General features: G+C 69.6%; 20 protein-coding genes. 10 read left to right on the top strand and 10 right to left on the bottom strand.

The window, feature by feature from the left end; translation table 11 throughout:
• Positions 1-147 precede the first annotated feature (147 nt).
• Complete coding sequence (locus AB0J16_RS01750) at positions 148-627, top strand: ATP-binding protein (RefSeq protein WP_358533427.1); 480 nt, start codon at positions 148-150, stop codon at positions 625-627.
• A gap of 138 nt (positions 628-765) precedes the next feature.
• On the top strand, positions 766-1,593 hold the full coding sequence (locus AB0J16_RS01745) for a hypothetical protein (protein ID WP_358533424.1): 828 nt from the start codon (positions 766-768) through the stop codon (positions 1,591-1,593).
• 24 nt (positions 1,594-1,617) lie between these two features.
• Here AB0J16_RS01745 and AB0J16_RS01740 read toward each other — a convergent pair whose 3' ends face one another.
• Positions 1,618-1,989 (bottom strand): STAS domain-containing protein, encoded by a 372-nt coding sequence (locus AB0J16_RS01740; RefSeq protein WP_358533421.1) that lies wholly within the window; start codon positions 1,987-1,989, stop codon positions 1,618-1,620.
• A 305-nt stretch (positions 1,990-2,294) separates the two neighbouring features.
• On the opposite strand from AB0J16_RS01740, the gene AB0J16_RS01735 reads away from it, so the two are divergent.
• Positions 2,295-2,900 (top strand): PRC-barrel domain-containing protein, encoded by a 606-nt coding sequence (locus AB0J16_RS01735; RefSeq protein WP_358534810.1) that lies wholly within the window; start codon positions 2,295-2,297, stop codon positions 2,898-2,900.
• A gap of 244 nt (positions 2,901-3,144) precedes the next feature.
• Here AB0J16_RS01735 and AB0J16_RS01730 read toward each other — a convergent pair whose 3' ends face one another.
• Positions 3,145-5,493 carry a glycoside hydrolase family 6 protein gene (locus tag AB0J16_RS01730; RefSeq protein ID WP_358533418.1) on the bottom strand — a complete coding sequence of 783 codons (2,349 nt, stop codon included), beginning with the start codon at positions 5,491-5,493 and terminating at the stop codon, positions 3,145-3,147.
• A gap of 346 nt (positions 5,494-5,839) precedes the next feature.
• Here AB0J16_RS01730 and AB0J16_RS01725 point away from each other — a divergent pair, with 346 nt between their 5' ends.
• Positions 5,840-8,695, top strand: coding sequence for a glycoside hydrolase family 48 protein (locus tag AB0J16_RS01725; protein WP_358533416.1), 2,856 nt, complete (start codon positions 5,840-5,842; stop codon positions 8,693-8,695).
• 75 nt (positions 8,696-8,770) lie between these two features.
• A complete protein-coding gene (locus AB0J16_RS01720) occupies positions 8,771-10,351 on the top strand; it encodes a cellulase family glycosylhydrolase (RefSeq protein ID WP_358533413.1) in 1,581 nt (526 codons plus the stop codon).
• 310 nt (positions 10,352-10,661) lie between these two features.
• Here AB0J16_RS01720 and AB0J16_RS01715 read toward each other — a convergent pair whose 3' ends face one another.
• The gene (locus tag AB0J16_RS01715; protein ID WP_358533410.1) at positions 10,662-11,204 is read right to left on the bottom strand and encodes a hypothetical protein; all 543 of its coding nucleotides are present in this window, start codon (positions 11,202-11,204) and stop codon (positions 10,662-10,664) included.
• A 3-nt stretch (positions 11,205-11,207) separates the two neighbouring features.
• Positions 11,208-12,269 (bottom strand): lytic polysaccharide monooxygenase, encoded by a 1,062-nt coding sequence (locus tag AB0J16_RS01710; protein ID WP_358533407.1) that lies wholly within the window; start codon positions 12,267-12,269, stop codon positions 11,208-11,210.
• A 259-nt stretch (positions 12,270-12,528) separates the two neighbouring features.
• Here AB0J16_RS01710 and AB0J16_RS01705 point away from each other — a divergent pair, with 259 nt between their 5' ends.
• Positions 12,529-13,914 (top strand): cellulose binding domain-containing protein, encoded by a 1,386-nt coding sequence (locus AB0J16_RS01705; protein WP_358533405.1) that lies wholly within the window; start codon positions 12,529-12,531, stop codon positions 13,912-13,914.
• Positions 13,915-14,108: 194 nt separating this feature from the next.
• Here AB0J16_RS01705 and solA read toward each other — a convergent pair whose 3' ends face one another.
• The 6 genes from solA to AB0J16_RS01675 are packed head-to-tail and all read right to left on the bottom strand — an operon-like array spanning position 14,109 to position 20,396.
• Complete coding sequence (gene solA, locus AB0J16_RS01700; RefSeq protein ID WP_358533402.1) at positions 14,109-15,287, bottom strand: N-methyl-L-tryptophan oxidase; 1,179 nt, start codon at positions 15,285-15,287, stop codon at positions 14,109-14,111.
• The gene (locus AB0J16_RS01695) at positions 15,284-16,837 is read right to left on the bottom strand and encodes an NAD-dependent succinate-semialdehyde dehydrogenase (protein ID WP_358533399.1); all 1,554 of its coding nucleotides are present in this window, start codon (positions 16,835-16,837) and stop codon (positions 15,284-15,286) included. Before AB0J16_RS01695 ends, solA begins: the two co-directional genes overlap by 4 nt.
• Entirely contained in the window at positions 16,779-18,041 is a 1,263-nt protein-coding gene (locus AB0J16_RS01690; RefSeq protein ID WP_358533397.1) for an aspartate aminotransferase family protein, read from the bottom strand. Before AB0J16_RS01690 ends, AB0J16_RS01695 begins: the two co-directional genes overlap by 59 nt.
• Positions 18,042-18,099: 58 nt before the next feature.
• Positions 18,100-18,513 carry a hypothetical protein gene (locus AB0J16_RS01685; RefSeq protein ID WP_358533395.1) on the bottom strand — a complete coding sequence of 138 codons (414 nt, stop codon included), beginning with the start codon at positions 18,511-18,513 and terminating at the stop codon, positions 18,100-18,102.
• Positions 18,514-18,567: 54 nt separating this feature from the next.
• Positions 18,568-19,110, bottom strand: coding sequence for a GNAT family N-acetyltransferase (locus AB0J16_RS01680; protein ID WP_358533392.1), 543 nt, complete (start codon positions 19,108-19,110; stop codon positions 18,568-18,570).
• Between the two features lie 5 nt (positions 19,111-19,115).
• The gene (locus tag AB0J16_RS01675; protein ID WP_358533390.1) at positions 19,116-20,396 is read right to left on the bottom strand and encodes a cation diffusion facilitator family transporter; all 1,281 of its coding nucleotides are present in this window, start codon (positions 20,394-20,396) and stop codon (positions 19,116-19,118) included.
• A gap of 457 nt (positions 20,397-20,853) precedes the next feature.
• Here AB0J16_RS01675 and AB0J16_RS01670 point away from each other — a divergent pair, with 457 nt between their 5' ends.
• The 4 genes from AB0J16_RS01670 to AB0J16_RS01655 are packed head-to-tail and all read left to right on the top strand — an operon-like array spanning position 20,854 to position 24,712.
• Positions 20,854-21,528, top strand: coding sequence for a haloacid dehalogenase type II (locus AB0J16_RS01670; RefSeq protein ID WP_358533387.1), 675 nt, complete (start codon positions 20,854-20,856; stop codon positions 21,526-21,528).
• A gap of 19 nt (positions 21,529-21,547) precedes the next feature.
• The gene (locus AB0J16_RS01665) at positions 21,548-22,822 is read left to right on the top strand and encodes an FAD-binding oxidoreductase (protein ID WP_358533384.1); all 1,275 of its coding nucleotides are present in this window, start codon (positions 21,548-21,550) and stop codon (positions 22,820-22,822) included.
• Positions 22,823-22,869: 47 nt separating this feature from the next.
• Positions 22,870-23,805 carry an ABC transporter permease gene (locus AB0J16_RS01660; protein WP_358534808.1) on the top strand — a complete coding sequence of 312 codons (936 nt, stop codon included), beginning with the start codon at positions 22,870-22,872 and terminating at the stop codon, positions 23,803-23,805.
• Positions 23,792-24,712 carry an ABC transporter permease gene (locus tag AB0J16_RS01655; protein WP_358533381.1) on the top strand — a complete coding sequence of 307 codons (921 nt, stop codon included), beginning with the start codon at positions 23,792-23,794 and terminating at the stop codon, positions 24,710-24,712. Before AB0J16_RS01660 ends, AB0J16_RS01655 begins: the two co-directional genes overlap by 14 nt.
• Positions 24,713-24,812: the final 100 nt, after the last annotated feature.

Below are 24,812 nucleotides of genomic sequence, written 5' to 3'. Positions count from 1 at the left end.
GCAACACGGAGGGGGAGCTCGCCACGGGATAACCGGGGTTGTTTCCTGGACGAATGCCTGTTGACGGTGTAATGCGCGGAGTGGCGGGCAGGGCGAAGGGTTGTCATTCGACGTGGTCATACGCCCGGCGGCGATGAGGAGCCTGTCATGCGCACCCTGCTGGCCCAGTCCTTCACTCTTGATGAAGTGACCGGGCTACGCCAGTCCGTGGCGGAGCGGGCGGCGGGCTGTGGGCTGAGCGGCGCGCGGCTGGAGGACTACATCCTCGCCGTGCACGAGAGCATCATCAACGCCGTGGAGCACGGCGGCGGGCGCGGGCACTTCACGCTGTGGACGGGCGACCGGATGCTCCGCTCGGAGACCATCGACGAGGGCTCGGGCATCCCCGACGAGTATGTCGACGAGCACCGGCGGCCGCCCGACGTCGCGCCCACCGGCCGGGGCATCTACCTCATCCGCACCCTGTGCGACGGCGCCAGCTTCCACACCGGCCCCACGGGCACCACGGTCCGGCTCACGATGTGGCTGCCGCGCCTGGCCCACATCGCGCTGCAGCGCGCGCCGATCAGGCGGATCAGGGTGGCGGCCGCGAGCGGGAAGAAGCAGCACCACGGTTTTCGGGCGTAACTGTTTATCCGATATCAACCAAAATTCAACCATGTCACTGCATGGTCATCCTCTGTGACTACGCAACAGCTCTCTCAGGAGCAAACTGATATCCCTCCTCTCCCGCCGGAGGAGGAGGCGTCCGGCAGTGTCGTGGGGATGCTGGAGCTCATCGGCTCCGTGGTGGTCCCGGTGGGCGTCGGGTTGTACGCGATGCTGTACCTGGGCATTCAGCAGATGTACTGGGTCTTCGACATCAATCCCGAACAGGCGGGGATCGACCAGTCCGTCCTGCTCGGGCGGCTCATGGGCACGCTGATCATGCTCCTGCTCATCCTGCTGCCCGTTATCGGGGCCCTGGTGGCGGTGGGGTGGCTGCTCGACAAGGTGACGCGCGGCGCGGTCAACCGGCTCGTCCAGGCCGTCAGGCGGCGGCCATGGATCGCGGCGGTCATCGCCGCCGCCTGGTGCGGGGTGACCTATCTCAGCACCTCCTATCTGTTCACCCTGGAGATCTCGCCGTTGCACGTGCTGGGCGCCCTGGTGCTCGGGATCCTGGCGTTCGTGGTGCCGTTCCGGCTGCTGCGCCGCAAGCCGGTCGGGCGGGCCGGGATGAAGGTGCTCGTGGGCGCCCTCACCGGCATCGGGCTGGGCATGCTCCTGCTCGTCGGGCTCGTCATGGGCGCGGGGGACGTGCGTAACACCGGGCAGGCCAATGACCTGCTGAACATGGTGGGGTTCCAGGACCAGTGGGTGGTGGTGAAGGACGGTGACGACAAGCCGCTGTACGACGGGCGCGACCTCATGCTGCTCGGCGAGAGCGACGGCACGTACGTCTTCTACGACTGCGACTACATGACCACCTTCCGTCGACCGGCCGAGTCGACGAACCTGGGGGACATCCGCCTCGATCCCGAGCGGGAGCCGGGCTACACCTGCGGGAGCCTGGTCAAGGACGAGGAGGCGGCCAAGCCCGAGAAGAGCTGACCCATCTGGCAGCCGGGGCAGGCTTCAGGCCGCCCCGGAGCCGCCGTTGCCCGTGAGGGCCGCGGTGAGAGCCTCCTGGAGCGTGCTGTGGACCGGCAGGTGCTCGCCTATCCGGGTCACCTCGACGATCCGGGCCGGCATGGGCTGCAGCGCCGCCAGGCGGACGCTGCCACCGTGCTGCCGGGAGAAGGTATAGGTGCTGAGCAGCAGCCGGAGCCCCGCGCTGTCCATGAAGTGCACCTCCGCGAGGTCGAACACGAGGTGGTCGCCGGGCCGCTGGCGGCATTCCCGGATGAAGGCGTCGAGCCTGTCCTCGTTCGTGGCGTCCAGCTCGCCGCCGACGGCGATCACCGTCGCGCCGGGCAGGTGCTGGCAGGCGTAGGTCAGCCAGGACATGGGGCGGTCCATTGGTCATGCATGGCAGCGACCAGACCCGGCTGCATAGGGGGATAGCTCGCCATGCCTGCACGATAGTCGTTTCGTGGCGGGATATCGCCTTACTGGCGACTGAATACCCGCCCTTTTCCGAACAGCAATTCGCCCGCTGTTTAGCTATTTATCCGTCCAAAGCAGTACCCAAGGTGGACCCAAACCTCGCGTAGAAGGTGTGGTTTTGCGAGGTTTGGGGGTATTCGTTCACTTTGAGCCCGGTCGGTGCGCCGCCGGGCGGACGGACGAGACTCGGGGGGATCGCCGTGGCCATGCAAACAGAGATCCGCAGCCTGCTCGGCAGCCGTGTCATCGGTGCGGACGGCGAGGAGATCGGAAAGGTGGGGCAGGTCTATCTCAACGACAGCACGGGCGAGCCCGAGTGGGTGACCGTACGCACGGGGCTTTTCGGGATGAGGCAGACATTCGTCCCGTTGATGAACGCCCGCCGGTCGGGAGAGGAGATCCGCGTTCCCTTCGACAAGGACACCATCAAGGACGCGCCCAACATCGACGTCGACGGCCGCCTCTCGCTGGAGGAAGAGGCCAGGCTCTACCGGCACTACGGCATCCGGCCCACGGGCGTGCCGTCGCAGCGCACGGCCGGGGCCGACATGGGGCGCGGCGGGAGCGATGAGGCGGCTCACGTACACATTCACAAGTACGTGGAGGTCGAGGAGGCCATGCGGCTCCAAGGGGACCAGACGGCGACGAGCCCCGTCGACTACCTGCGCAGCCTCCGCGGGAAGAAGCGGCCGGAGGTGGCCGGCCAGAACCGCGCTGAGCGGTTCGAGGCGGAGCGGCGCGAGCCGGATCGCATGCCGCTCGACAGCGGCGACTACTCGAACGAGCAGGACGAGGACGTTCCGCCCCCCTGACGGTGGCGCGGGCGAAAGCGCGCCGAGGCGACAGCCGCACGGTGAGCGGGCGGTTGAGCGGAAGGTTGAGCGAAGGCCCAGGCCGAAGAATCGGCCTGGGCCTTCGTCATGGCCGCCGGGCGACGGACGGGCAGGCGTTCGTCAGGGGACCGGCGGACGAGCGGCCGTCAGGAGACGGACAGGTTGGCGTTCGTCGGGAGACGGACAGGTAGCGTTCGTCACGAGACGGACGGGCAGGTGCTCGTCAGGAGACGGGCGGGTAGGCGTTCTGGAGCAGTTGGCGGAACTGGGCGGAGAACCACTGGCCGGACAGCGGCGCGTTGGGCAGCGCGCCCGTCAGGTTGTGGCCGTTGAGGTCGTTGCCGGTGTAGGTGGGGTCGCACATCCGGTCGAACTTCTTGCCCTCGTCGTTCGGGATGTCCGTGCTGGCGCCGTCCGACTCGCCGGGCGGCTTGACCCACACGTAGGCGTCCAGGCCGGAGTCGGGGTTGGCGGTCGGCCGCGCGCCGAGGCCCGCGCCGCTCTGGTTGCACCAGTTGCCGGCGTGGATGCGCCGGTCGATGCGTGACTCGTTGACGAAGGTGTTGACGTCCGTCGAGGTGCTCGGGCCGCTCGGGCGGGCACTTCCGCCCCAGCCGTTGCGCGAGGTGTCGATCAGCATGCCGAGCCCCTGCTTGAAGCCCTTGCCGATCAGCGCGGTGCGCAGGGCCTGGGCGAAGGACGTCTCGTCCACGTACCAGTTCCAGTCGATCCACTTGGACTGCCGGACCGAGGTGCCGTTCACCGTGGTGTTGATGTTGAAGTACAGCTCCTTGGTGACGGAGGTGTTCGCGGTGTTGACGATGAATCCGTCGACGCTGTCCACTCCGGCGGCGGCACCGGCGGCGGTGGAGTAGAAGAGGTTCACCGACGGGTTGAAGTTCGAGTCCCAGCCGAGCCACGCGTGGTGGGCGGCGTCGATGTAGGTGTAGACGTTCGACATCGCGTGCAGCTTGTTCAGCGCGTACTGGACGCCCTGGACGTAGGCGCCGGTGGAGTTGGCCTCGGCGCACTTGGGGAAGCTCAGGTTGGTGACCAGGTTGGGCAGCGAGTCGGGCTCGATGATCGTGACGATCCGCAGGTTCGCGTACTTCGAGTCGCTCATGATGGCGGCGATCGGGTCGATGTACTCGGTCTTGTAGCGGTTGAGCCCGTTCTCCGCGACGAGCAGTTCGCCGTTGGAGGCCAGCGCCGAGCAGTCGCGGTTGGGCAGGTCGTAGATGACGAACTGGACGGTCAGCGGCGCGGAGCCGTTGGCGGCGTCCTGGGTGACGGCCGCGTCCAGATGCGCCCGCAGGCCCATGACCGACGAGCTGCCGGCGATGGCGGCGATGCGGTCCAGCCACACGGCGGTGGAGGTGTTGGCCACCGCGGCACCGCCCGGCTCGGCCGCGGCCTTGGCCTTCCAGTCGGGGTTGACGTAGCCGGTGGCGCCCGCGTACGGGTTGTCGACGTGCCCGGGGGGCGGCGTGCCGTCGTCATCGGCCTCGGTGGCGGTGACCGTCCGGCTGGTCAGACCGCTGGAGGCGACGGTGAAGGTACGCGTGCCGTTGGTGCTGTCGGAGTCCTGGGCCGCGCTCAGGGTCACGGTCTGGGCGGTGTTCCAGTTGGCGGAGGTGAAGGTGAGCGAGCCGCCCGAGGTCACGGTGAGGTCGGCGTCGCCGCTGCCGGCCGTGGAGGTGACGGTCAGGTTCGCCGACGGCTGGATGGCCGGCTTGACCGTGTAGGTGGCGCTGCCGCCTTCGGGCACGGTCACCGCGGTCGGGGTCACGACCAGCGACTGCGTCTGCGTGGTGTCGTCGTCGACCTCGGTGGCGTTGACGGTGGCGGCGGTGACGCCGGTTCCGCCGACGCTGAAGGCCGCCGTGCCGTTGGTGGTGTCGGAGTCCTGGGCCGCCGCGAGGGTCACGGTCTGGGCGGTGTTCCAGTTGCTCGGGGTGAAGGTGAGCGAGCCGCCGGAGCTCACGGTCAGGTCCGTGTCGCCGCTGGTCCGGGTGGTGGCGACGGTCACGTTGGCGGTGGGCGCGGCCGACAGCTTGGCGGTGAAGGTCGCCGTGCCGCCCTCGTTGACGGACACCGAGCTCGCGGAGGTGACGACCGAGGGCGTCGTCGGATTGCCGCCGCCACAGGTCACGTTGTTGACGCTGAAGGAGGCCGGGTTCGGGTTGCTGCCGCTCCACGTGCCGTTGAAGCCGATGTTGGTCGAGGCGCCGGTGGCCAGGTTGCCGTTGTACGACAGGCTCTGCCCGGTGACGCGGGTCCCGGTCTGGCTCCAGTTGGCGCCCCAGCCGCTCGGGGTGTACTTCTGTCCGGCGGTGGGGAAGTCGAAGGCCAGCGTCCATGCGGTGAGGGGGTCGCCGAGGTTCTTGAGGGTGATGTTCGCGGTGAAGCCGCCCTGCCCCGGACTCGTCGTCCACGTGTTGGGCGTGTAGGAGACGTCACAGGCGACCGCGGCCTGTGCGGCCGTGGTCTGGCCGGCGACGAGCCCTAAGGTCGCCAGGCAGGCGGCGGTCGCGGTCACGGCCCATCTGCGCAGGCCGCGGTGGAGTTTCACGAGCAATCATCTCCAGGAGCTAGAGCTGATGTTTTGGGAGCGCTCCCATACTGAGCCGTGCTCACGGGTGTGTACAGGGTGCGGTGAAGAGCGGCTGCGCCGCCGACCCGGCATGCTCGCCGAATGTCGCGGAACGTCCATGAAACTTTCATGCCACGCAGCCAGGTGAGAGGAAATATGCGGGTCACCGGGACGGCATTCCGTTGACATCTCCATATGGCCACCCACAATCCATTTTGGGAGCGCTCCCACCCCCTACTCCCATGGAGACCTCGTGTCGTACACAATGCTCGCGCGCCTGAGAAGGCGGCTCGCACCGGCTTTTGGGCTTGTCCTCATAGCCGGGGTGACCACCGCGCTGACGGCCGCGCCCGCCAGCGCGGCCGTCGCCTGCGAGGTGACGTACACCACCAATGACTGGAGCCCCGGCTTCACCGCCAGCGTCACCATCAAGAACACCGGCGACCCGATCAACGGCTGGACGCTCGGCTTCAGCTTCCCCACGACCACGCAGAAGCTCACCCAGGGCTGGAGCGCCACCTGGGCGCAGAACAACCAGGCCGTCACCGCCAAGAGCCTCGACTGGAACGGCAACCTGGCCACCGGCGCCTCCACCAACATCGGCTTCAACGGCACCTTCACCGGCAGCAACCCGAAGCCCACCGCCTTCACCGTCAACGGCGTCACCTGCGGGGGCGCCGGCGTCAACAAGCCGCCGACCGTGGCGCTGACCTCGCCGAGCGCCGGGCAGACGTTCGCGGCGCCCGCCACGGTGCCGATCGCCGCGACCGCGGCGGACTCCGACGGCACGATCGCCAAGGTCGACTTCTACCAGGGCACCACGCTGCTGAACAGCGACACCACAGCCCCGTACGCCTACAGCTGGCCGAACGTGCCCGCGGGCAGCTACTCGATCACCGCCAGGGCCACCGACAACCTCGGCGCCACCACCACCTCCTCGCCCGTCGGGATCACCGTGACGGCCGACAACACGCCGGCGCTCGTGGTGAGCCCGACGAGCCTGGCCGTGCCGGAGAAGGGCACCGCGACGTTCGGCGTCCGGCTGTCGCGGGCGCCAACCGGCAACGTGACCGTCGCCACCGCGCGGACCAGCGGTGACACCGACCTCACGGTCAGCTCGGGCGCCAGCCTGACCTTCACCACCGCCAATTGGAACACCGCGCAGAACGTCACCCTGGCCGCCGCCGACGACACCGACACGACCGCCGGCTCGGCCACCTTCACGGTGAGCGCCAGTGGCTACAGCCCGATCACGGTCACCGCCACCGAGGCCGACGACGACCTGCCGGGTGGCGACAACGAGTACGTCAGGCGGTTCACCGAGCTCTACAACGAGCTGCACGACCCGGCCAACGGCTACTTCTCGCCCGAGGGCGTGCCGTACCACTCGCTGGAGACCCTCATGGTCGAGGCACCCGACCAGGGGCACGAGACCACGTCGGAGGCGTTCAGCTACTACCTGTGGCTGGAGGCGGTCTACGGGCAGATCACCGGTGACTGGGCCAAGTTCAACACCGCCTGGGCGACGATGGAGAAGTACATCATCCCGGCCACGGCCGACCAGCCGACCAACTCCTTCTACTCCCCGTCGAAGCCGGCCACGTACGCCCCCGAGTCCACCTCGATCAACAACTACCCGTCACCGCTGGACACCAGCGTGAGCGTGGGCACCGACCCGATCGCCAACGAGCTGAAGAGCGCTTACGGCACCGGCGACATCTACGGCATGCACTGGCTGCTGGACGTCGACAACACCTACGGCTTCGGCCGCTGCGGCGACGGCACCACCAAGCCCGCCTACATCAACACCTACCAGCGCGGCCCCGAGGAGTCGGTCTTCGAGACGATCCCGCAGCCGTCCTGCGACCAGTTCAAGTTCGGCGGACCCAACGGCTACCTCGACCTGTTCGTCAAGGACAACTCGTACGCCAAGCAGTGGAAGTACACCAACGCCCCCGACGCCGACGCGCGAGCCGTGCAGGCGGCGTACTGGGCGCAGACCTGGGCCAAGGCGCAGGGCAAGGAGTCGCAGATCTCGGGGTCGGTCGCCAAGGCCGCGAAGATGGGCGACTACCTGCGGTACGCGATGTACGACAAGTACTTCAAGAAGCCCGGCTGCACCAGCCCGTCCTGCGCGGCCGGCACCGGCAAGGACGCCTCCAACTACCTGCTGTCCTGGTATTACGCCTGGGGCGGCGCGACCGACACGAACGCAGGGTGGGCCTGGCGGATCGGCTCCAGCCACAACCACTCCGGCTACCAGAACCCGCTGGCCGCCTGGGCCCTGTCGAACGTCGCCGAGCTCAAGCCCAAGAGCTCGACCGGCGTCACCGACTGGAGCACCAGCCTGACCCGGCAGCTGCAGTTCTACACCTGGCTGCAGTCGGCCGAAGGCGCCATCGCCGGTGGCGCGACCAACAGCTGGGAAGGCCACTACGGGACGCCGCCGGCCGGTCTGCCCAAGTTCTTCGGCATGACCTATGACTGGCAGCCCGTCTACCACGACCCGCCGTCCAACCAGTGGTTCGGCTTCCAGGCGTGGACGATGGAGCGGGTGGCCGAGTACTACTACGCCACCGGCAACGCCAGTGCCAAGACGCTGCTCGACAAGTGGGTCACCTGGGCGCTGGCCAACACCACGGTCAACGCGGACGGCAGCTACCAGATCCCGTCCACGCTGCACTGGACCGGCCAGCCGGCGAGCGACTTCAGCTCCGCGAGCGGCATGCCCGCCGCCAACCCGGGCCTGCACGTGTCGATCGTGGACTACACGCAGGACGTCGGCGTCGCCGGCGCCTACGCCAAGGCCCTGATGTACTACGCCGCCAAGGCCAATAACACGGCGGCCAGGACCACGGCCAAGGCGCTGCTCGACGGCGTCTGGAAGTACCGCGACGCCAAGGGCGTGTCGGTGCCGGAGACCAAGACGGACTACAAGCGCCTCGCCGACCCGGTCTACGTCCCGCCGGGCTGGAGCGGCACCATGCCGAACGGCGACCCGATCAACTCCAGCTCGACGTTCCTGTCGATCAGGTCCTTCTACAAGAACGACCCCGACTACGCGAGGGTCGACGCCTTCATCAAGGGCACGGGCCCGGCGCCGGTCTTCAACTATCACCGGTTCTGGGCGCAGGTGGACGTAGCCGTCGCCCTGGCCGAGTACGGACGGCTCTTCCCCTGATCCGTCCCGCATGATCGCCCCGCCCCGCCGCGTCCTGCCACGTCGGCGGGGCGGGTCACCATCGAAAGGCCGCCCATGAGAACCCGGCTCGCGGCGCTCGCCGCGCTGTTGCTCCCGCTGCTCTTCCTCCCGGCGCCCGCGCACGCCGCCACCGGCCTTCATGTGAGCGGTACGAAGATCCTCGAAGCGAACGGCCAGGAGTTCGTCATGCGCGGCACCAGCCACGCGCACACCTGGTACCCCACCCAGACCAAGGCGTTCGCCGACATCAAGTCGCTGGGCGCCAACACCGTCCGGGTGGTGCTCAGCGGCGGCCGCTGGACCGCCAACAGCGCCTCCGACGTGGCCGACGTCGTCGCCCGCTGCAAGGCCAACCGGCTGATCTGCGTCCTGGAGAACCACGACACCACCGGGTACGGCGAGCAGAGCGGCGCCTACACCCTCGACCAGGCGGCCGACTACTGGATCAGCGTCAAGAGCGCCCTGGTCGGCCAGGAGAACTACGTCATCGTCAACATCGGCAACGAGCCGGTCGGCAACAACGCCGTCACCCCTGACTGGACCACCGCCACCGCCAACGCGGTCAAGAAGCTGCGCGCCAACGGCTTCGAGCACGCGCTCATGGTGGACGCGCCCAACTGGGGTCAGGACTGGCAGAACGTCATGCGCACCACCGCGCGGACCGTCTTCGACGCCGACCCCGCCAAGAACACGATCTTCTCGGTGCACATGTACGGCGTGTACGACACGGCCGCTGAGATCACGACTTATCTGGACGCGTTCAGGACCGCCGGGCTGCCGCTGGTGATCGGTGAGTTCGGCTTCAACCACTCCGACGGCGACCCGGACGAGGACACGATCATGGCCCAGTCCGTGAGCCGGGGCCTCGGCTACCTGGGCTGGTCGTGGAGCGGCAACGGCGGCGGCGTCGAGTACCTCGACCAGGTCACCAACTTCGATGTCAACCAGCTCACCTCATGGGGTCAGCGGCTCTTCAACGGCGCCAACGGCATCGCCGCCACCGCGCGTGAGGCGTCGGTGTACGGCGGCGGCACCCCCGACCCGACCCCGCCCAGCGTGCCCGGCACCCCGGTCGCCTCCGGCGTCACCTCGACGGGGGCCACGCTGAGCTGGACCGCCTCCACCGACAACGTGCGCGTGACCGGATATGACGTCTACCGGGCGCCGAGCACGCTGCTCGGCCAGTCGGCGACCAACTCGATCACGCTGAGCGGGCTGACCCCCGCGACCGCCTACCAGGTCTACGTCAAGGCCAGGGACGCGGCGGGCAACGTCTCGGGGCAGTCGGGCCAGGTCACCTTCACCACCCTCAGCGGTGGTGGCGGCGGGGGCTGCACGGCCGTCGCGACCGTACAGACCCAGTGGAGCAGCGGGTACGTCGTGCAGCCCGTGACCGTGACCAACACCAGCGGCGCGGCCAGGACCAGCTGGACGGTGACGTTCACGCTGCCCGCCGGGCACGTGCTCACCGGCTCCTGGAACGCCGCGGTGACGGTGAGCGGGCAGACGGTGACGGCCAAGAACCTGAGCTACAACGGCGCGCTCGGGCCGAACGCGAGCACCGCCTTCGGCTTCCAGGCCAGCCGGCCGAACGGCCAGATCACCGTGCCGTCCGGCTACACCTGCGCGAACTGAACCCCGGACCGGCCGGTGTGGCGAACCTCGCCATATCGGCCGGTCAACGCCGCGAAGCGGCCCGGTGTACGAGCTGGCCGTCTATCCGGCCGGTCGATGAGGAGGTGGTGCCGACAACCGTCACTGGTGCAACCGTTCCATGACACCATCCCGCCCGGATGGCGTGGCCGCGGCCGGCCGCGAGACCTCCCCCTCCTGCCGGCCGCGTCCGCATGCCAGGCGGCGCCGCTCGGGTCGAGCGCCGCTCGGGTCGAGCACCGCTCGCTTCGAGCATCACTCGGCCGAGCGCCACTCATCGGGCGCCACCAGGTCATCGGGCCGTCACCAGGGCGAACCTCTGACGGGCCGCCTCGATCGCGTCCTCGTCGGCGAACTCGCCGAACGCCTCCTCCTGATACCGCTGGGGTATCACCTGCCGGACCCGCTCGGGGTAACCGGCGCCCGGCGTGGGCACCCGTACCAGAGGTGGATCGCCGAGCCGGACGGCGATCGGGCCCGAGGCGCGCACCGAGACGGCCCACCCGGCGCCCGGACCGGTGATGGCGCACATGTGGCGGGCGTAGACCCACTTCACCTGGGCCGTCGTGGTCGCGGTCGGCGGGTCGAAGCCGAACGGGTCGACCGCGCACACGACCCGGCCGGCCTGCTCGCCGAACTCGTGCCCGTGGTCGTGGTGCTCGGCCGGGGTGGATCTCTCAAGGATGTCCGTGACCTGGGCGGCGAGCTGATCGCGCAGGTCCGATCGCCCCGCCTGGTGCAGGCCCACGAACAGCGCCGCACCGGCGACGGGGATCAGGGCCACGACGGCGATCGCCGCGGCCCTTCTGGTCCTCAACTCTTCCGGAATGCGCATGACCTACGGGCTGGTGCAGGTCAGCGTGGGTGCGGGGCTGGGGGCGGTGCCCGTGGCGTTGAATCCGAACGAGGTGGTCGCGTTCGGCGCGAGCTGCCCGTTGTAGGTGGCGTTCTTGACCGAGACGTTGGGCGGCTGCGCGCTCAGCACGCCGTTCCATGGCGATCCGTCGAGGCCCTGCCCGCCGCTGAAGGTCCACTTGACCGTCCAGCCGTTGAGCGCGGTGGTGCCGTTGTTCTTGACCGTCACGTCGGCCTGGAAGTGTCCTGGCCAGCCGGGGTTGTCGGTCGCGTGCCAGGTGGCGGAGCAGGCGCCGGGCGTTGGGGGAGTCGGGGTGACAGTGGGGTCGGGCGTGCTGTCGCCGTTGGGTCCGACACCGGTGACCTCGCCGTGGCCGCCGTCGAAGACGACGTCGGAGCAGCTGAAGAAGTTCTCGGCGCTGTCGGAGCGGATCCAGTCGACGTAGATCATGTGCCGCCCGCTCTTGCCGGACGGGAGCTGGACGTTCCAGTAGTAGTAGTTGAGCGCGCCGGGCCCACCGGTGGCCGGCGGGTTGGTGACGCTGCCGAACGACTCCAGGTCGGACCACTTGAGCGGGGCGTTCGGGTTCCAGCCGTTCTTGGTGACGTAGTAGACGAACGTGCCGGGGTGCTGGGCCCAGTTGCTGTGCCACATCTGGATGCTCGCGCCCGAGGTCAGGTGGGTCTGCGGCCAGTCGGAGCGGACGGCGTTGTAGGCGGTGAAGTCGTACGGGCCGCCGGTGCCGCCGCTGCAGAGCTGCCCGTCGGGGATGAAGCCGCTGGTACGGCCGCCGGCGTCGGAGCGCAGCACGGCGAACCAGTTGTACAGCGGCGTGGCGCCGCTCTGCGCGACGGCCGCAGCGCAGGCCGGGTTGTAGGGGATGATCTGCCCGTTGTCCCGCAGACCGTCCTTCCAGCACAGGTAGGTACGGGCACCGGGGAACATCGTGACGCCATGCGCCTGCGCCTGGGGAGCCACCAGGGCGGAGGCGAGCAATGTCGCCACCAGCGCGGCGGCGAAGGCCACCGACCGGATGAATCTCATGGGGATTCCCTTGTTCGTGCGACAGAGATCCCGCCCACGACCTGCCCGCCCGGCAGCTAGACGGATTGAACCACGCGCCGACCCGGCCGACAACGCGCCGTGAAACTTTCACCCCGTCCCGGTCAGGGTTTGCCTGGTCGCTCGCCTCACTGCGGGCGCCGGCACGGACGCGCGCTTGCCGGGAGACCACGTCGGCCATGATGCTGCGTTGTGGGAGCGCTCCCAAACCTCCTTGTCAGAGAAGCGGGAGCAACATGCCATGAGGCGCGTGCACATCAACCTGATCATCGCGGCGATCGGCTCGATCCTCGCCGCGGGACTGTTCGCCGTTCCGGCCCAGGCCGCCCCGGTGATCTGCGGGAAGATAGATTCCACCAGCATCCAGGGCAACAAGTACATCGTCCAGAACAACATCTGGGGAGCCGACACGGCGCAGTGCATCGACGTCGACCAGGCCGCCGCCGGCTTCACGATCACCCAGGCGGCGCACAACAAGCCGACCAACGGAGCGCCCGCCTCCTACCCGTCGATCTTCGCGGGCTGCCACTACACCCTCTGTACGACCGGCAGCGGCCTGCCCATGCGGGCCGACGCGAGCGGCTTCGGCAACCTGCGCACCAGCGTCAGGATGAGCTACCCGAGCGCGGGCGTCTGGGACGCGGCCTATGACATCTGGTTCGATCCGACCCCGCGCACCGACGGGCAGAACACCGGCGCCGAGATCATGGTCTGGCTCAACAAGCAGGGCTCCATCCAGCCGGTCGGCTCGCCCGTCGGCACGGTGAGCCTGGCGGGCGGCACCTGGCAGGTCTGGTTCGGCAACACCGGCTGGAACGTGATCTCCTACGTCCGCACCTCGGCCACCTCCTCGCTGGACTTCGCCATCGACACCTTCCTCGCCGACGCGATCAGCCGCGGGTACGCCCAGCGGTCGTGGTACCTCACCAGCGTGCAGGCCGGGTTCGAGCCCTGGGTCGGCGGGACGGGGCTGGCCGTCAACGCCTTCTCGTACACCACCTCGGGAGGCGGCACCGACACGACGCCGCCGACCACGCCGTCCGGCCTGACGGCCTCGGGCACCACGTCGAGCGGCACGAACCTGTCGTGGACCGCCTCCACCGACTCAGGTGGCAGCGGGCTGGCCGGGTACGACATCCTGCGGGCGACCGGTACTGGCTCCTTCGCCCAGGTCGGCACGAGCACCACCACCTCGTACGCCGACAGCGGCCTGAGCGCCGCCACCACCTACCGCTACCAGGTCCGCGCCCGGGACGGCGCGGGCAACCTGTCACCGGTGTCGAACACGGTCAGCGTGACCACCTCGACCGGCGGCGGGGGCGGCGGCTGCTCGGCCGTCGGGACCGTACAGAACGCCTGGAGCAACGGCTACGTCGTGCAGCCCGTGACCGTGACCAACACCGGCACCGCCACCAAGAACGGCTGGACGGTCACCTTCACGCTGCCCGCCGGTCACACCGTCACGGGCTCCTGGAACGCGACCCTATCGGTCAGCGGGCAGACCGTGACGGCCAGGAACCTGTCGCACAACGGCACCCTGGCGCCTGGCGGGAGCACCACGTTCGGCTTCCAGGCGAGCCGGCCCAACGGCAACACCCAGGCGCCGTCGGGGTACAGCTGCAGCTGACCGCGCATCGCAGCTGACGGCGCATCGCGGCTGACCGCGCATGAGGCGGGCGCCCGCGCGTGAGGCGGGCGCCTGCGCGTGAGGTGCGCGCCTGCGCGTGAGGTGCATGGCCTCGTGTGAGGGGCGGTGGCCGCGCGTGAGGGGTGCGGTCCGGCCGTACCCCTCACCGAGGGCCCAGCGCGGTGGCGATCCGCTCACACCGTCGCGGAGCGGCCGGGTGCGAATTGCCGGATATTGGCCTCGGTGACACCGTCAGCGAGGAGATCGCCCAGAGCCTCGCCGACCGCCGGCGCGTACTTGAATCCTCCACCGGAGAATCCGACGGCGACCGCGACGTGCGCGGCGCCCGGGAGCAGCCCGACGGCGGGCCGGCCGTCCCCCGTGTACGACTCCACGTGCACCGAGGTCTGCACAGGACGCGGGTTGAGCCGGGGCAGCCAGCGCCCGACGACCTCGCGGACCTCCGCCATGTGCTCGGCGGTGAGGTGGGGATCCGGGCGCGCCGGGTCGGCCACCTCCGGGTGTGGGCGGGTCTTCACGCCGATCTTGACCGTGGCGCCGTCCAGGCTGGGAAAGCCGTAGACGGAGGCGCCGTCCGGCAGGCCGGCCCGTTCGAAGACCGGAAAGCGTTCCGCGCTGTACAGCGATGGGTCGTCCGGTACGAACCAGGTCTGCGCCAGCCGGCGGGCGGTCAGCCCGGCCACCCCGATCGCCGCCCGCAGCCCGTCCGGCAGCAGCGTGGCCGCCCAGGCGCCGGGGGCCAGGACCACCGCGTCGAACGTCTCGCTGCGAGCGCTTCCTCCCGTACCACGGTAGGTCAGCTCGACCGTGTCGGACCTTACGTCGATGTCGAGGATCTCGGTGTCATGGTGCACCGTCGCCCCGAGCGTCGTGGCCTGTTCGATCGCGGCGAGGATGGCCGGCTCAGGACGGAGAAAGCCGGTCGCGGAGTCATGGACGGCGATGTCCTCGTCGTCGACGGCGTGCTGGGGGAAGCGGTGCCGCAGATCTCGCGCGTCGAAGATGCGGTGAGCCAGCCCCCACTTCTCGCAGCTGGCCACGGCCTGCCGGACGGAGGTGCGGTCCGCAGGACCGAGGATCAGTCCTCCGGTCTGCTCAAGCAGATGTCGTCCGGTCAATTCCTCCAGCCGGCGCCACAGCCGCTCGGCCCGGAGCACCAGCGGCGGCAGGTCCGGGTCTCCCATGCTGATGACCGCGAACCGGCGGCTCTGCCCGCCGGAGGCCCCGCGGTGGTGCGGGACGCCCCAGCGATCGAAGGCATGCACGTCCAGGCCGCGCTCGGCCAGCTGCCAGGCGGCCATGCTGCCCACCGCTCCGGCCCCGATGACCGCCGCTCTCCTTCGAGCGGTCATGAGGCCAGCGCCGGAGCGGCGAGGTACTTGAGGTTCTGGTACTCGGTGAGCCCTTCGGCGCCGCCCTCCCGGCCGAGCCCGGACTCCTTGATCCCGCCGAACGGCGCGGCCACGTGGGACAGCAGCCCCCGGTTGATGCCGACCATGCCACTGTCCAACCGGCCCGCGACCCGCGCGATCCGGTCGCTGTCACGCGCCACCAGGTAGGCCGCGAGCCCGAACGGAGTGTCGTTGGCCAGCGCCACCCCCTCGTCCTCCGTCCTGAACCGGCGGATGCCCGCGACCGGGGCGAAGACCTCCTCCTGCTGCAGGAGAGCGTCGGCGCTGAGATGGTCGAGCACCACCGGGGCGAACCAGCTGCCGGGTCCGCCGGGTACGCCGCAACGCCCCAGAACGGTCGCCCCCTTCGAGACGGCGTCGTCGACCAGCCGGTCGGCCTTGGCCACCGCACGGTCATCGATGAGCGGACCGAGGTCGACGTCCGAGGTGCCCAGCCCGACCCTGATCGCGGTGAGGGCCTCGGTGAGACGGGCCGCGAACTCGTCGGCCACCGGTTCCTGGACCAGGAACCGGTTGGCCGCCACGCACGACTGACCCCCCAGGCGCATCTTGGCGATGACCGCCTCACGGACCGCGAGGTCGAGGTCGGCGTCGTCGAAGACCAGGAACGGGGCGTTGCCGCCGAGTTCCATCGACGTACGCAGCACGTTCGCGCCGGCCTGCCGCAGCAGCAGCTTCCCGACGGGGGTGGACCCGGTGAAGGACACCTTCCGCAGTCGTGGGTCGGCGATGAGGGCGCCGCAGACCGCCCCTGGATCCGTGGTGGTGACCACGGTGAGGACTCCTGCCGGGACCCCCGCGTCCTCGGCTAGCCGCGCGAAGGCCAGCGAGGTCAGCGGGGTGAGCTCCGCCGGTTTCAGCACGACCGTGCAGCCGGCGGCCAGGGCGGGCGCGACCTTGCGGGTGGCCATCGCCAGCGGCACGTTCCACGGGGTGATGAGCAGACAGGGGCCGACCGGGCGCGGGACGGTGACGATGTGCCAGCCGCCGTCGGGGGTCGGGGTGCTCCGGCCGGAGCTGCGGACCGCCTCCTCGGCGTACCAGCGGATGTACTCGGCGGCGTAGCGGACCTCGCCGCGGGACTCGGAGAGGGTCTTGCCGACCTCCAGGGTGATGAGGGCCGCCAGGCGGTCCTCATCGGCGAGCATCGCCTGGTAGAGCCGGTGCAGAATGTCGGCCCGCCGCCGGGTCGGGGTGGCCGCCCAGGCGGGGAACGCCTCGCTCGCCGCGGTGAGCGCGAGCAGGCCGTCAGCCGGTTCGCAGTCGGCGACGGCGGCGACCGGCCGGCCGAGCGCGGGATCGGCGACGTCGAAGGTCCGCCCGGAGCGCGGCGCCGTCCACTCGGCGCTCAGGAAGCCACTGGGCAGCGACGCGGCCGCGGTCTGCGTGAGTTCGCGGTGCCGGGCGAGGTCCGCCGACGCCGGCGTGGGCTCAGGCGGATTCGAGGGCACGGGCACGGTCGAGAGCGGACTTGAGGACGTCAGCGGCACGGGAGATCTCCTCGGCGGTGATGACGAACGGGGGACTGACGTGCAGGGAGTTGTCGGCCAGCAGCCGGGTCAGTACGCCCTGCTCCCGCGCGGCGCGCAGCACGGGGCGCGCGTCGACGTCGGGGGCGAGCTGGACGGCCGCGAGCAGGCCGACCCCGGCCCGGACGTCGACGACGGCTCCGTGGTCGACCAGCGGGGCGAGGGCCTGGGCCAGGACGGGTTCGAGGTCCAGGACGCGCTCCAGCAGACCTTCCTCCTCAAGGATGCTCAGGTTCGCCTCGGCGGCGACACAGGCCGCGGCGTGGCCCGAGTACGTCAGGCCGTGGCGGAAGGTCGGGGCGTCGGAGGTTTCGGCGAAGAAGGGCTCCCAGACGCGCCGGGCCACCAGCACGCCGCCCAGCGGCAGGTAGCCGGAGGTGATGCCCTTGGCCATGGTGAGGAGGTCCGGCTCGATGCCGAAGCGCTGACAGGCGAACCACTGCCCGACCCGTCCGAAGCCGGTGATGACCTCGTCGGCGATGAGCAGGATGTCCAGGCGGCGGCACAGCTCGGCCAGCCCGGTGAGGTAGCCGGGCGCGGGCAGCAGCACTCCTCCGGTGCCGATGATCGGTTCGGCGATGAGGGCGGCGATGTTGTCGGGTCCGAGCCGGAGGAGCTCCGCCTCGGTGGCGGCCAGGTCGTCCCATGGCACGCGGGCGGTCTCGGGGATCAGCGAGTCGCTGCCGTACCCGTCGCGGTTGCTCTGGATGCCCGTGATGCTGGTCCCGAACCCGTGCAGGCCGTGGTAGGCGTGTTCGCGGGAGACGATGACGCGCTTGCCGGGCCGCCCGGCCACCTGCCAGTGCCGGCGCGCGAGCTTGCAGGCGGTGTCGACGGAGTCAGAGCCGCCGCTGGTGAGGAAGACCTTCGCGTCGGGGATGGGACTCAGCGCGGCCAGGCGCTCGGCGAGCCGGATGGCGGGGCGGTTGGCCATGCCCTGGAACAGGTGGTAGGTCTCCAGGTCGGTCAGCTGCTGACGCACGGCGTCGGCGATGCGGGCTCGGCCGTGTCCGATGTTGGCGTGCCACAGGCCGGCCGGCAGGTCGAGCAGGTCCTGGCCGTCCTCGGTACGTATCCAGGCTCCCTGCCCCGACGCGATGACGGTGCGGGTTTCCTCGATGGTGGACATCGCGGTCTGCGGATGCCACAGGCTGGTGCTGGTCAAGAAAGGCTCCTCATCACGTCGGGGGGAGTGCTGCCGATGGTGGCGGGAACGGCGTGGGTCAGGCGGCGGCCACGACGTCCTCGACGACCTCGGCGTGGATGTGCAGCATCCGGGCCACCAGGCCGTTGCCGCGAGTGAACTTCAGGTCCTCCGGCGCCACGGCGTCGTCCGCGCCGGTGAAGAACGCGGCACCCTGGTCCATCGACTTGTCGGACTTGTCATCGGGGTAGAGCGGGTTGATCGTGTTCTCGATCTTCGGCCACAGGGCTCGGGCGGCCTCGGTGCTCTCGAACTCCAGCGTCATCACCAGCGTGTTCGAGATGAGCTCGCCCGCGCACTCGCGCAGAACCGAGCCCCCGAGGTATCCGGGGTGGCCCTCCAGGCCGCGCAGCCAGTCGATGAGGCTGGTGCGGGCCTGGTCGACCTTGGTGGGCTCGGCAACGAAGATGAAGACGTCACGACGCTTGGACATGGTGTTCTCCTGTCTCGCCAGTGCGGTGGGGATGGCATGGGGACCGCGCGGCAGTCACCGCGAGGAGCGCGGCAGGTCGTAGAAGACCGCGCCGGTGGCTCCGTTCGAGTCGTCGTGGATGAGCCGGGCGCCGAAGGACTCCCAGAAGGCGACGGCGCCCGGGGAGTGCTGGTAGGTGTGCAGAGCGATGGCCTCGTAGTGCCCCTCCCGGTCCGCGCGGTCGAGAACCGCGTGGACCAGGGCTCTGGCGATGCCGCGGCGGCGGGCTTCCTTGCGGACGTAGACGCGTACGAGCTGGCCGTGCCGGCCGTCCTCGTACCGGTCGACGACGTGTTGTGGGGTGAGTCCGGGCTTCAGCCGTCCGCTGCGGATCCCGCCCGTGGCCAGGACCTCATCCGTGCTGTCGTCGGTCACCACCAGGAGGAAGGGGCCGGCTCCGGGGGCGTAGTGGGTCAGCGGGTCGTCGACGTCGGCGTGGATCCGCGGGTCGTAGGCGTCGCCGAAGTCCTCGGCGATGCTGCGTCGCATCACCGACTGCGCGCCGGCCAGGGTGCGCTCACTCAGCGGGTGGATCGACCATCCCGTCGAGCCGTTCACGGGTGTCACCGCGCGCTCTGCGTGGCGAGCTTGGCCCGGTAGGCCTCCCGGGCCTCCTTCGAGGCGTGGTGGTCGGACAACTCGTGGAGGTCGTCGGGGACCACGCCGTCGAAGGCGGGGTGGACGTGGACGGTGACCCGGTCGAGGTTGCCGACCGCGTGCATCAGGGAGTGCTGCACGTCCTCGGCCACGCGGTGGGCCTCGATGATGCTCAGCCGGGCGTCGACGCCGATCTCGGCGTCTCCCTCCATGCGGTGACCGGACCAGCGGGCGCGCACGCCGCCGACGGTCTCGACGCCGACGACGCCGGCGATGGTGCTGCGCATCCGGTCGATCGTCGCCGGCTCCACACCGTCCATGAGACGGCGGACGATGATGACCAGGGAGTTGATCAGGATGCCGGTGATCGCCAGGGCGATGAGCAGGCCGACGATGGCGTCGGCGCGGTCGAACCCGAGCCACACGCCGATCACGCCGGCGACGACGGCGATCGAGGTGTAGCCATCGGCGCGGGCGTGCTGGCCCTCGGCGATCAGCGCCGCGGATCCGATGCGACGGCCGGCCCGGATGCGGTACACAGCCACCACCTCGTTTCCGAGGAAGCCGACGATCCCGGCGGCGAAGACCCACCACAGGTTGGTCGGCGGGTGCGGGTTGAGCAGCGCGTCGATCGACTCCCAGATGATCAGCCCGATCGAGGCGACGATGACCAGGGAGATGAACAACCCGACCAGGTCCTCGGCGCGCCGGTAACCGTAGGAGTACTTCTTCGTCGCCGCGCGCCGGCCCAGCCGGAAGGCGATGATCAGCGGGATCGTGGTCGCCGCGTGTCCCAGGTTGTGGATGGTGTCGGCCAGCAGGGCGATCGACCCGGACATCGCGACGATGACCATCTGCCCGATCGCGGTGGCCATCATCCCGGCCAGCCCGATCCAGGCCGTGCGGATCCCGTCTTTGGCCGACTCCTCGGCGGTCTGGATCGCTTCGTTGGCGTCGTGGGCGTGGGGGACCACCGTGTGCTTGATCCGCGCCCACAGGCCGTTCCCGTGGTCGTGGCCCTCGTCGTGGCCATGCCCGTGCCCATGCCCATGCCCGTGCCCGGTGATGGCCGACGCCTCTGCCGCGTGGTGGCCGGTCGCGTGGTGATCGGCCGCGTGGTCATCGTGGGCGTGATCGGAGTGGTCGTGCCCGTGGTCGTTCCCGGTGGCGGGCGCGTCGTCGTGGGGGTGGCCGTGACCGTGACCATGGCCGTGTCCGTGATCGTCTGGGGTCGTGGAAGCTCGCATCGGGAGTCCGTTCGTGCCGGCGGAGGGGGGAGTCGCGGGGCCGGGAGAGAGTCGGCCGGCTACCGAGTGGCGCCTGCCGCGTCACCACATCTTGTGCACAACCGCCAGCGGCGGTCAACTGTTGTCAACAATCTTCCGGTGGCCTGAAGGGAAACTCCGGCGGCGAAAGTCAGCGCCACGACCTGGAAATAGTCGTCCAACCCGGCTTATGAAGATCAAAGAAAGGCCGGGAAACGTACTCGTTACAAGCAGGCGACTCGAAATTGTTGACAACAGAGAATCGGGTCCTTAGCGTTCCAGACACCACGCTGGCTGCCCGCCTCGGACGGCTCGCACCGGGCGTGATATCTCGCCGCTTCGCCGCCTGCCCAGTCGCACCGACGGGCTCCGGCCCTCACCGGACCGACCACCGACGCTCCTGCCCCCACCGGACATACCACCACCGGAGGAACTGCTCGTGGACCTGACCAGTGTGCGCCCCAAATACCTCACTTTCGATTGCTACGGGACGCTGACCAGCTTCGACCTCAACCTCACCGTCAAGCCGCTGGTCGCCGACCGGATCTCCGAGGAGGACATGCCGGTCTTCCTCAAGGACTACCGCGCGTACCGGATGGACGAGGTGCTCGGCGAGTTCAAGCTCTACCCCGACGTGCTCAAGGACTCCTTCAAGCGCACCTGCGAACGCTGGGGCATCGGCTACCGCCCCTCCGACGGCGAGGCCATCGTGGCCTGCGTACCGACCTGGGGTCCCCACGCGGACGTTCCCGCGAGCCTGGCCAAGCTCGCCGACGCCTACCCTCTGGTGATCTTCTCCAACGCCGTCGACGAGCCGTTGCGGCACAACGTCGAGCAGCTCGGCGCCCCCTTTCACAAGGTGTTCACCGCCGAGCAGGCCAGGGCGTACAAACCGCGCTACCAGGCCTTCGAGTACATGCTCGACCAGCTGGGCTGCGAACGCGACGAGATCGTCCACGTCTCCTCGCACATCTGGTACGACCTGATCCCCGCCCACGAGCTGCGGATCCCGCACAAGATCTACGTCAACCGCGGCTACGACCCCTCGACGCCCTTCTACCAGTACGCCGAAACCGCCGACCTGTCCGGCGTCCCTGCCGTTCTGGGTCTGTGAAGTCCGCGAGGAGGCTGTCGTGAAGCTGACCAGCTACTGGCTCGACACCGCCGAACCGGCCGGCGACTTCCGCCGCACCGAGCTCCCTGCGAACGTCGATGTCGCGGTCATCGGTGCCGGGTTGACCGGGCTGTCCGCCGCGCTGCATCTCGCTCGCGGCGGTGCCAGTGTCGCCGTGCTGGAGTCCCACACCGTGGGCTGGGGAGCCTCCGGCCGCAACGGCGGCATGGCCACGACCGGCCTGGCCATCTCGCTTCCCGCCGCGGTCAAGCGCTACGGCCCTGAGCGTGCGGCCATGATGTTCACCGCTTACGACAACGCGATCGACACCGTAGAGAAGATCGTCACCGAGGAGCGGATCGACTGCCACTTCGAGCGGTCGGGAAAGCTCACCCTGGCCGCCAAACCGGCGCACTACGCCGCTTTGGAGCGTTCGGCGCGGGTGATCGAGAAACTCGTCGGCCGCACGGTTCAGCTGGTCCCCCGCGGCCGCATGCGGGACGAGCTCGGCAGCGACCGCTACTACGGTGCGCAGGTCGACCCGAACGGGGCGGGCGCCCACGTGGGGAAGCTGGTCATGGGGCTGGCCCGTGCCGCGGTCGGTCACGGGGCCCTGATAGCGGAGAACGCCGCGGTAACCGGCGTCCGCCGCGGCGGCCGGGGGCACCAGGTGCAGACCACCCGTGGCGCCCTGACCGCCTCCGACGTGCTCATCGCCACCAGCGGCTACACCGGGAAACTGACCCCGTGGCTGCGCCGCCGCATCGTGCCGGTGGGCAGTTTCATCGTCGTCACCGAACCCCTGCCGGACGACCTCGTCGCCCAGCTCATGCCGCACCGGCGGATGGCGTCTGACACCAAGAACCTGCTGTACTACTTCCGTCCCACACCGGACAACCGGCTGCTGTTCGGCGGGCGGGCCCGGTTCGCCCTGTCGGACGCCCAGTCGGACCTCAAAAGCGGGGAGATCCTGCGCAAGGCCGTCACCGAGGTGTTCCCGCAGCTGCGGGACGTCCGGCTGGACTACTGCTGGGGCGGCCTGGTCGACATGACGATGGATCAGATGGTCCACGCCGGCGTACGCGACGGGATGCACTACTCCGTCGGCTACAGCGGCCACGGGGTCCAGATGGCCACCCACATGGGCAAGGTCATGGCCGAGGTCATCGGCGGCGACTCCACGGCCAACCCGTGGCAGGGCCTGGCGTTCCCGCCGGTTCCCGGTCACTTCGGGCCGCCGTGGTTCCTGCCGGCCGCCGGGGCGTTCTACCGCGCACTCGACGCCGTGCGCTGATCGATCCGAGAACGTGTGACGACCCGGAGGTATCCCGAGTGTTGTACATGCTGAGGCGGTTCGCCGTCCTCGTGACGACCCTGCTGGTCGCCTCTTTCCTGGTGTTCCTCATCCCCTACGTCACCTCCGGGGATCCGGCCGCGCGGATCCTGCGCGCCCGGGTGGGCGACCTGGTCCAGGACCCGGCGACGCTGGCCCGCCTCCGGCTCGAGTACGGGCTGGACCGGCCGCTGCTCCAGCAGTACCTGTCCTGGCTGGGCTCGGCACTGCAGGGCGATCTCGGCCGGTCGTTCACCAACGGCACGGAGGTTCTTCCTCAGCTGATGCGGGCGTTGTCGGTCACCGCCTCGATCGCCGTTCTCGCGCTCCTGCTCGCCCTGTTGGTCGCGGTTCCGCTGGGAGCCCTCTGCGCGATACGGCGTGGAACCAAGCTCGACGGGGCGATCACCGGCATCACGCAGGCTTTCGTGGCCGTCCCGGAGTACTGGCTCGCCCCGGTCCTGGTGCTGGTGTTCGCCCTGCAGCTCGGCGTGCTGCCCTCCTCCGGCTGGCAGGGGCCGTCGTCGCTGGTGCTTCCCTGCCTGACCCTGGCGTTGCGGCCGATGAGCTACTTCACCCAGGTCGCCCGCTCGTCGATGGTCGAGGTACTCGAGGCGCCCTACATCACCGCCGCCCGCGGTCGCGGGCTGAGCTTCGCCCAGACCATGCTGCGTCACGGGCTGCGCAATTCCGTCCTGCCGGTCCTGACCCTGTTCGCGGTCTGGCTGGCCGGCCTGCTCGGCGGGTCCGTCGTCGTCGAGGTGATCTTCGCTGTGCCCGGAGTGGGGCGGCAGATGTACGACGCGGTCATCAACAACGACGTCCCGCTCATCCAGGGTGGGGTCGTGGCGGTCGTCGGCCTGGCCGTGATCATCACCAGCCTCACCGATGTGCTTTACACCGTCATCAACCCGACTGCGAGGGCGAGCCGTGTCCGTGCTTAACGTCTTCGGCGACAACACCCGTCGCGACGATTCCGGCGCTGAGCATCCGCCGTCACCGGCCGGAACCACCACCGCCCCGGCCCGCCGGGGGCGCGGAAGCTGCCCACCGGCGTTGCTGGCCGGGTCCATCATGTTCGGTGTGATCGCCCTGCTTCTGCTGCTGGCACCGTGGCTGTCGCCCTATCCGCCGGCTCAGCAGAACCTCGCCGCCCGTCTGGAAGGCATCTCCGCCGCCCACCTGCTGGGCACCGACCACCTGGGCCGTGACGTGCTCAGCAGACTGCTGGACGGGGGCCGGTTCTCTCTCGCCGTCGCCTCGGTCACGCTGGTGATCTGCGCCGTCACCGGCACTCTCGTGGGGTTCCTCGCCGCACGGCGGGGCGGCCTGCTCGACACCCTCGTCATGCGCGTCACCGACATCCTGCTGGCCTTTCCCGAGATGGTGGTCGCGCTCTTCCTCGTCGCGGTCCTCGGCACCGGTAACCTGACGCTGCTGCTCGCCCTGACCATCGGCGGGTGGACCCCGTTCTGCCGGCTGGCCCGTGGTGTCGCCCTGGAACTCAACGGCCGCGACTTCATCGAAGCGGCTCAGGCCCTGGGGTGCTCGGGGTGGTTCATCATCCGCCGCCACCTGCTTCCCAACGCCATGCCCCCGTTGCTGGCCCACACGGCACTGCGCTTCGGCCACAAACTCATCACCGTCGGCGCCCTGTCGTTCCTGGGGCTCGGCGTCCAGCCGCCGTCCTCCGACTGGGGTTCGATGCTGTCCGAGGCCACCCCGTACCTCGACCGCCTGCCGCTGCTGGTCCTGGCACCCGGTGCCGCGATCTTCCTGGCCGCCCTCAGCGTCACACTCGCCGGCCGCGGCCTGGAGACGCGCCGGGCCAGGACAGGCGGGTCCTCATGACGTGCGGAGCTCCGCTGCACCCGCGCGGCGATCAGACTGGAAACGCTCACGCCCTCCTGCGCCTGCGGACTGTGAGTGGCGGAAACGGCCCACAAACCCG

The sequence above is a fragment of the Nonomuraea sp. NPDC049750 genome, assembly GCF_040659625.1.
Lineage (GTDB): Bacteria > Actinomycetota > Actinomycetes > Streptosporangiales > Streptosporangiaceae > Nonomuraea.
The sequence above is the reverse complement of the archived record's forward strand: the minus strand, read 5'-3'. Positions and strand labels throughout refer to the sequence as shown.

What these genes read in the sequence shown, in the direction of transcription:
- AB0J16_RS01745 (WP_358533424.1), top strand. Translation starts at nt 766, where the DNA reads ATGCTGGAGCTCATCGGCTCCGTGGTGGTCCCGGTGGGCGTCGGGTTG.
- AB0J16_RS01705 (WP_358533405.1), top strand. Translation starts at nt 12,529, where the DNA reads ATGAGGCGCGTGCACATCAACCTGATCATCGCGGCGATCGGCTCGATC.
- AB0J16_RS01740 (WP_358533421.1), bottom strand. Translation starts at nt 1,989, where the DNA reads ATGTCCTGGCTGACCTACGCCTGCCAGCACCTGCCCGGCGCGACGGTG.
- AB0J16_RS01750 (WP_358533427.1), top strand. Translation starts at nt 148, where the DNA reads ATGCGCACCCTGCTGGCCCAGTCCTTCACTCTTGATGAAGTGACCGGG.
- AB0J16_RS01715 (WP_358533410.1), bottom strand. Translation starts at nt 11,204, where the DNA reads ATGCGCATTCCGGAAGAGTTGAGGACCAGAAGGGCCGCGGCGATCGCC.
- solA (WP_358533402.1), bottom strand. Translation starts at nt 15,287, where the DNA reads ATGACCGCTCGAAGGAGAGCGGCGGTCATCGGGGCCGGAGCGGTGGGC.
- AB0J16_RS01660 (WP_358534808.1), top strand. Translation starts at nt 22,870, where the DNA reads ATGCTGAGGCGGTTCGCCGTCCTCGTGACGACCCTGCTGGTCGCCTCT.
- AB0J16_RS01685 (WP_358533395.1), bottom strand. Translation starts at nt 18,513, where the DNA reads ATGTCCAAGCGTCGTGACGTCTTCATCTTCGTTGCCGAGCCCACCAAG.
- AB0J16_RS01720 (WP_358533413.1), top strand. Translation starts at nt 8,771, where the DNA reads ATGAGAACCCGGCTCGCGGCGCTCGCCGCGCTGTTGCTCCCGCTGCTC.
- AB0J16_RS01675 (WP_358533390.1), bottom strand. Translation starts at nt 20,396, where the DNA reads ATGCGAGCTTCCACGACCCCAGACGATCACGGACACGGCCATGGTCAC.
- AB0J16_RS01735 (WP_358534810.1), top strand. Translation starts at nt 2,295, where the DNA reads ATGCAAACAGAGATCCGCAGCCTGCTCGGCAGCCGTGTCATCGGTGCG.
- AB0J16_RS01710 (WP_358533407.1), bottom strand. Translation starts at nt 12,269, where the DNA reads ATGAGATTCATCCGGTCGGTGGCCTTCGCCGCCGCGCTGGTGGCGACA.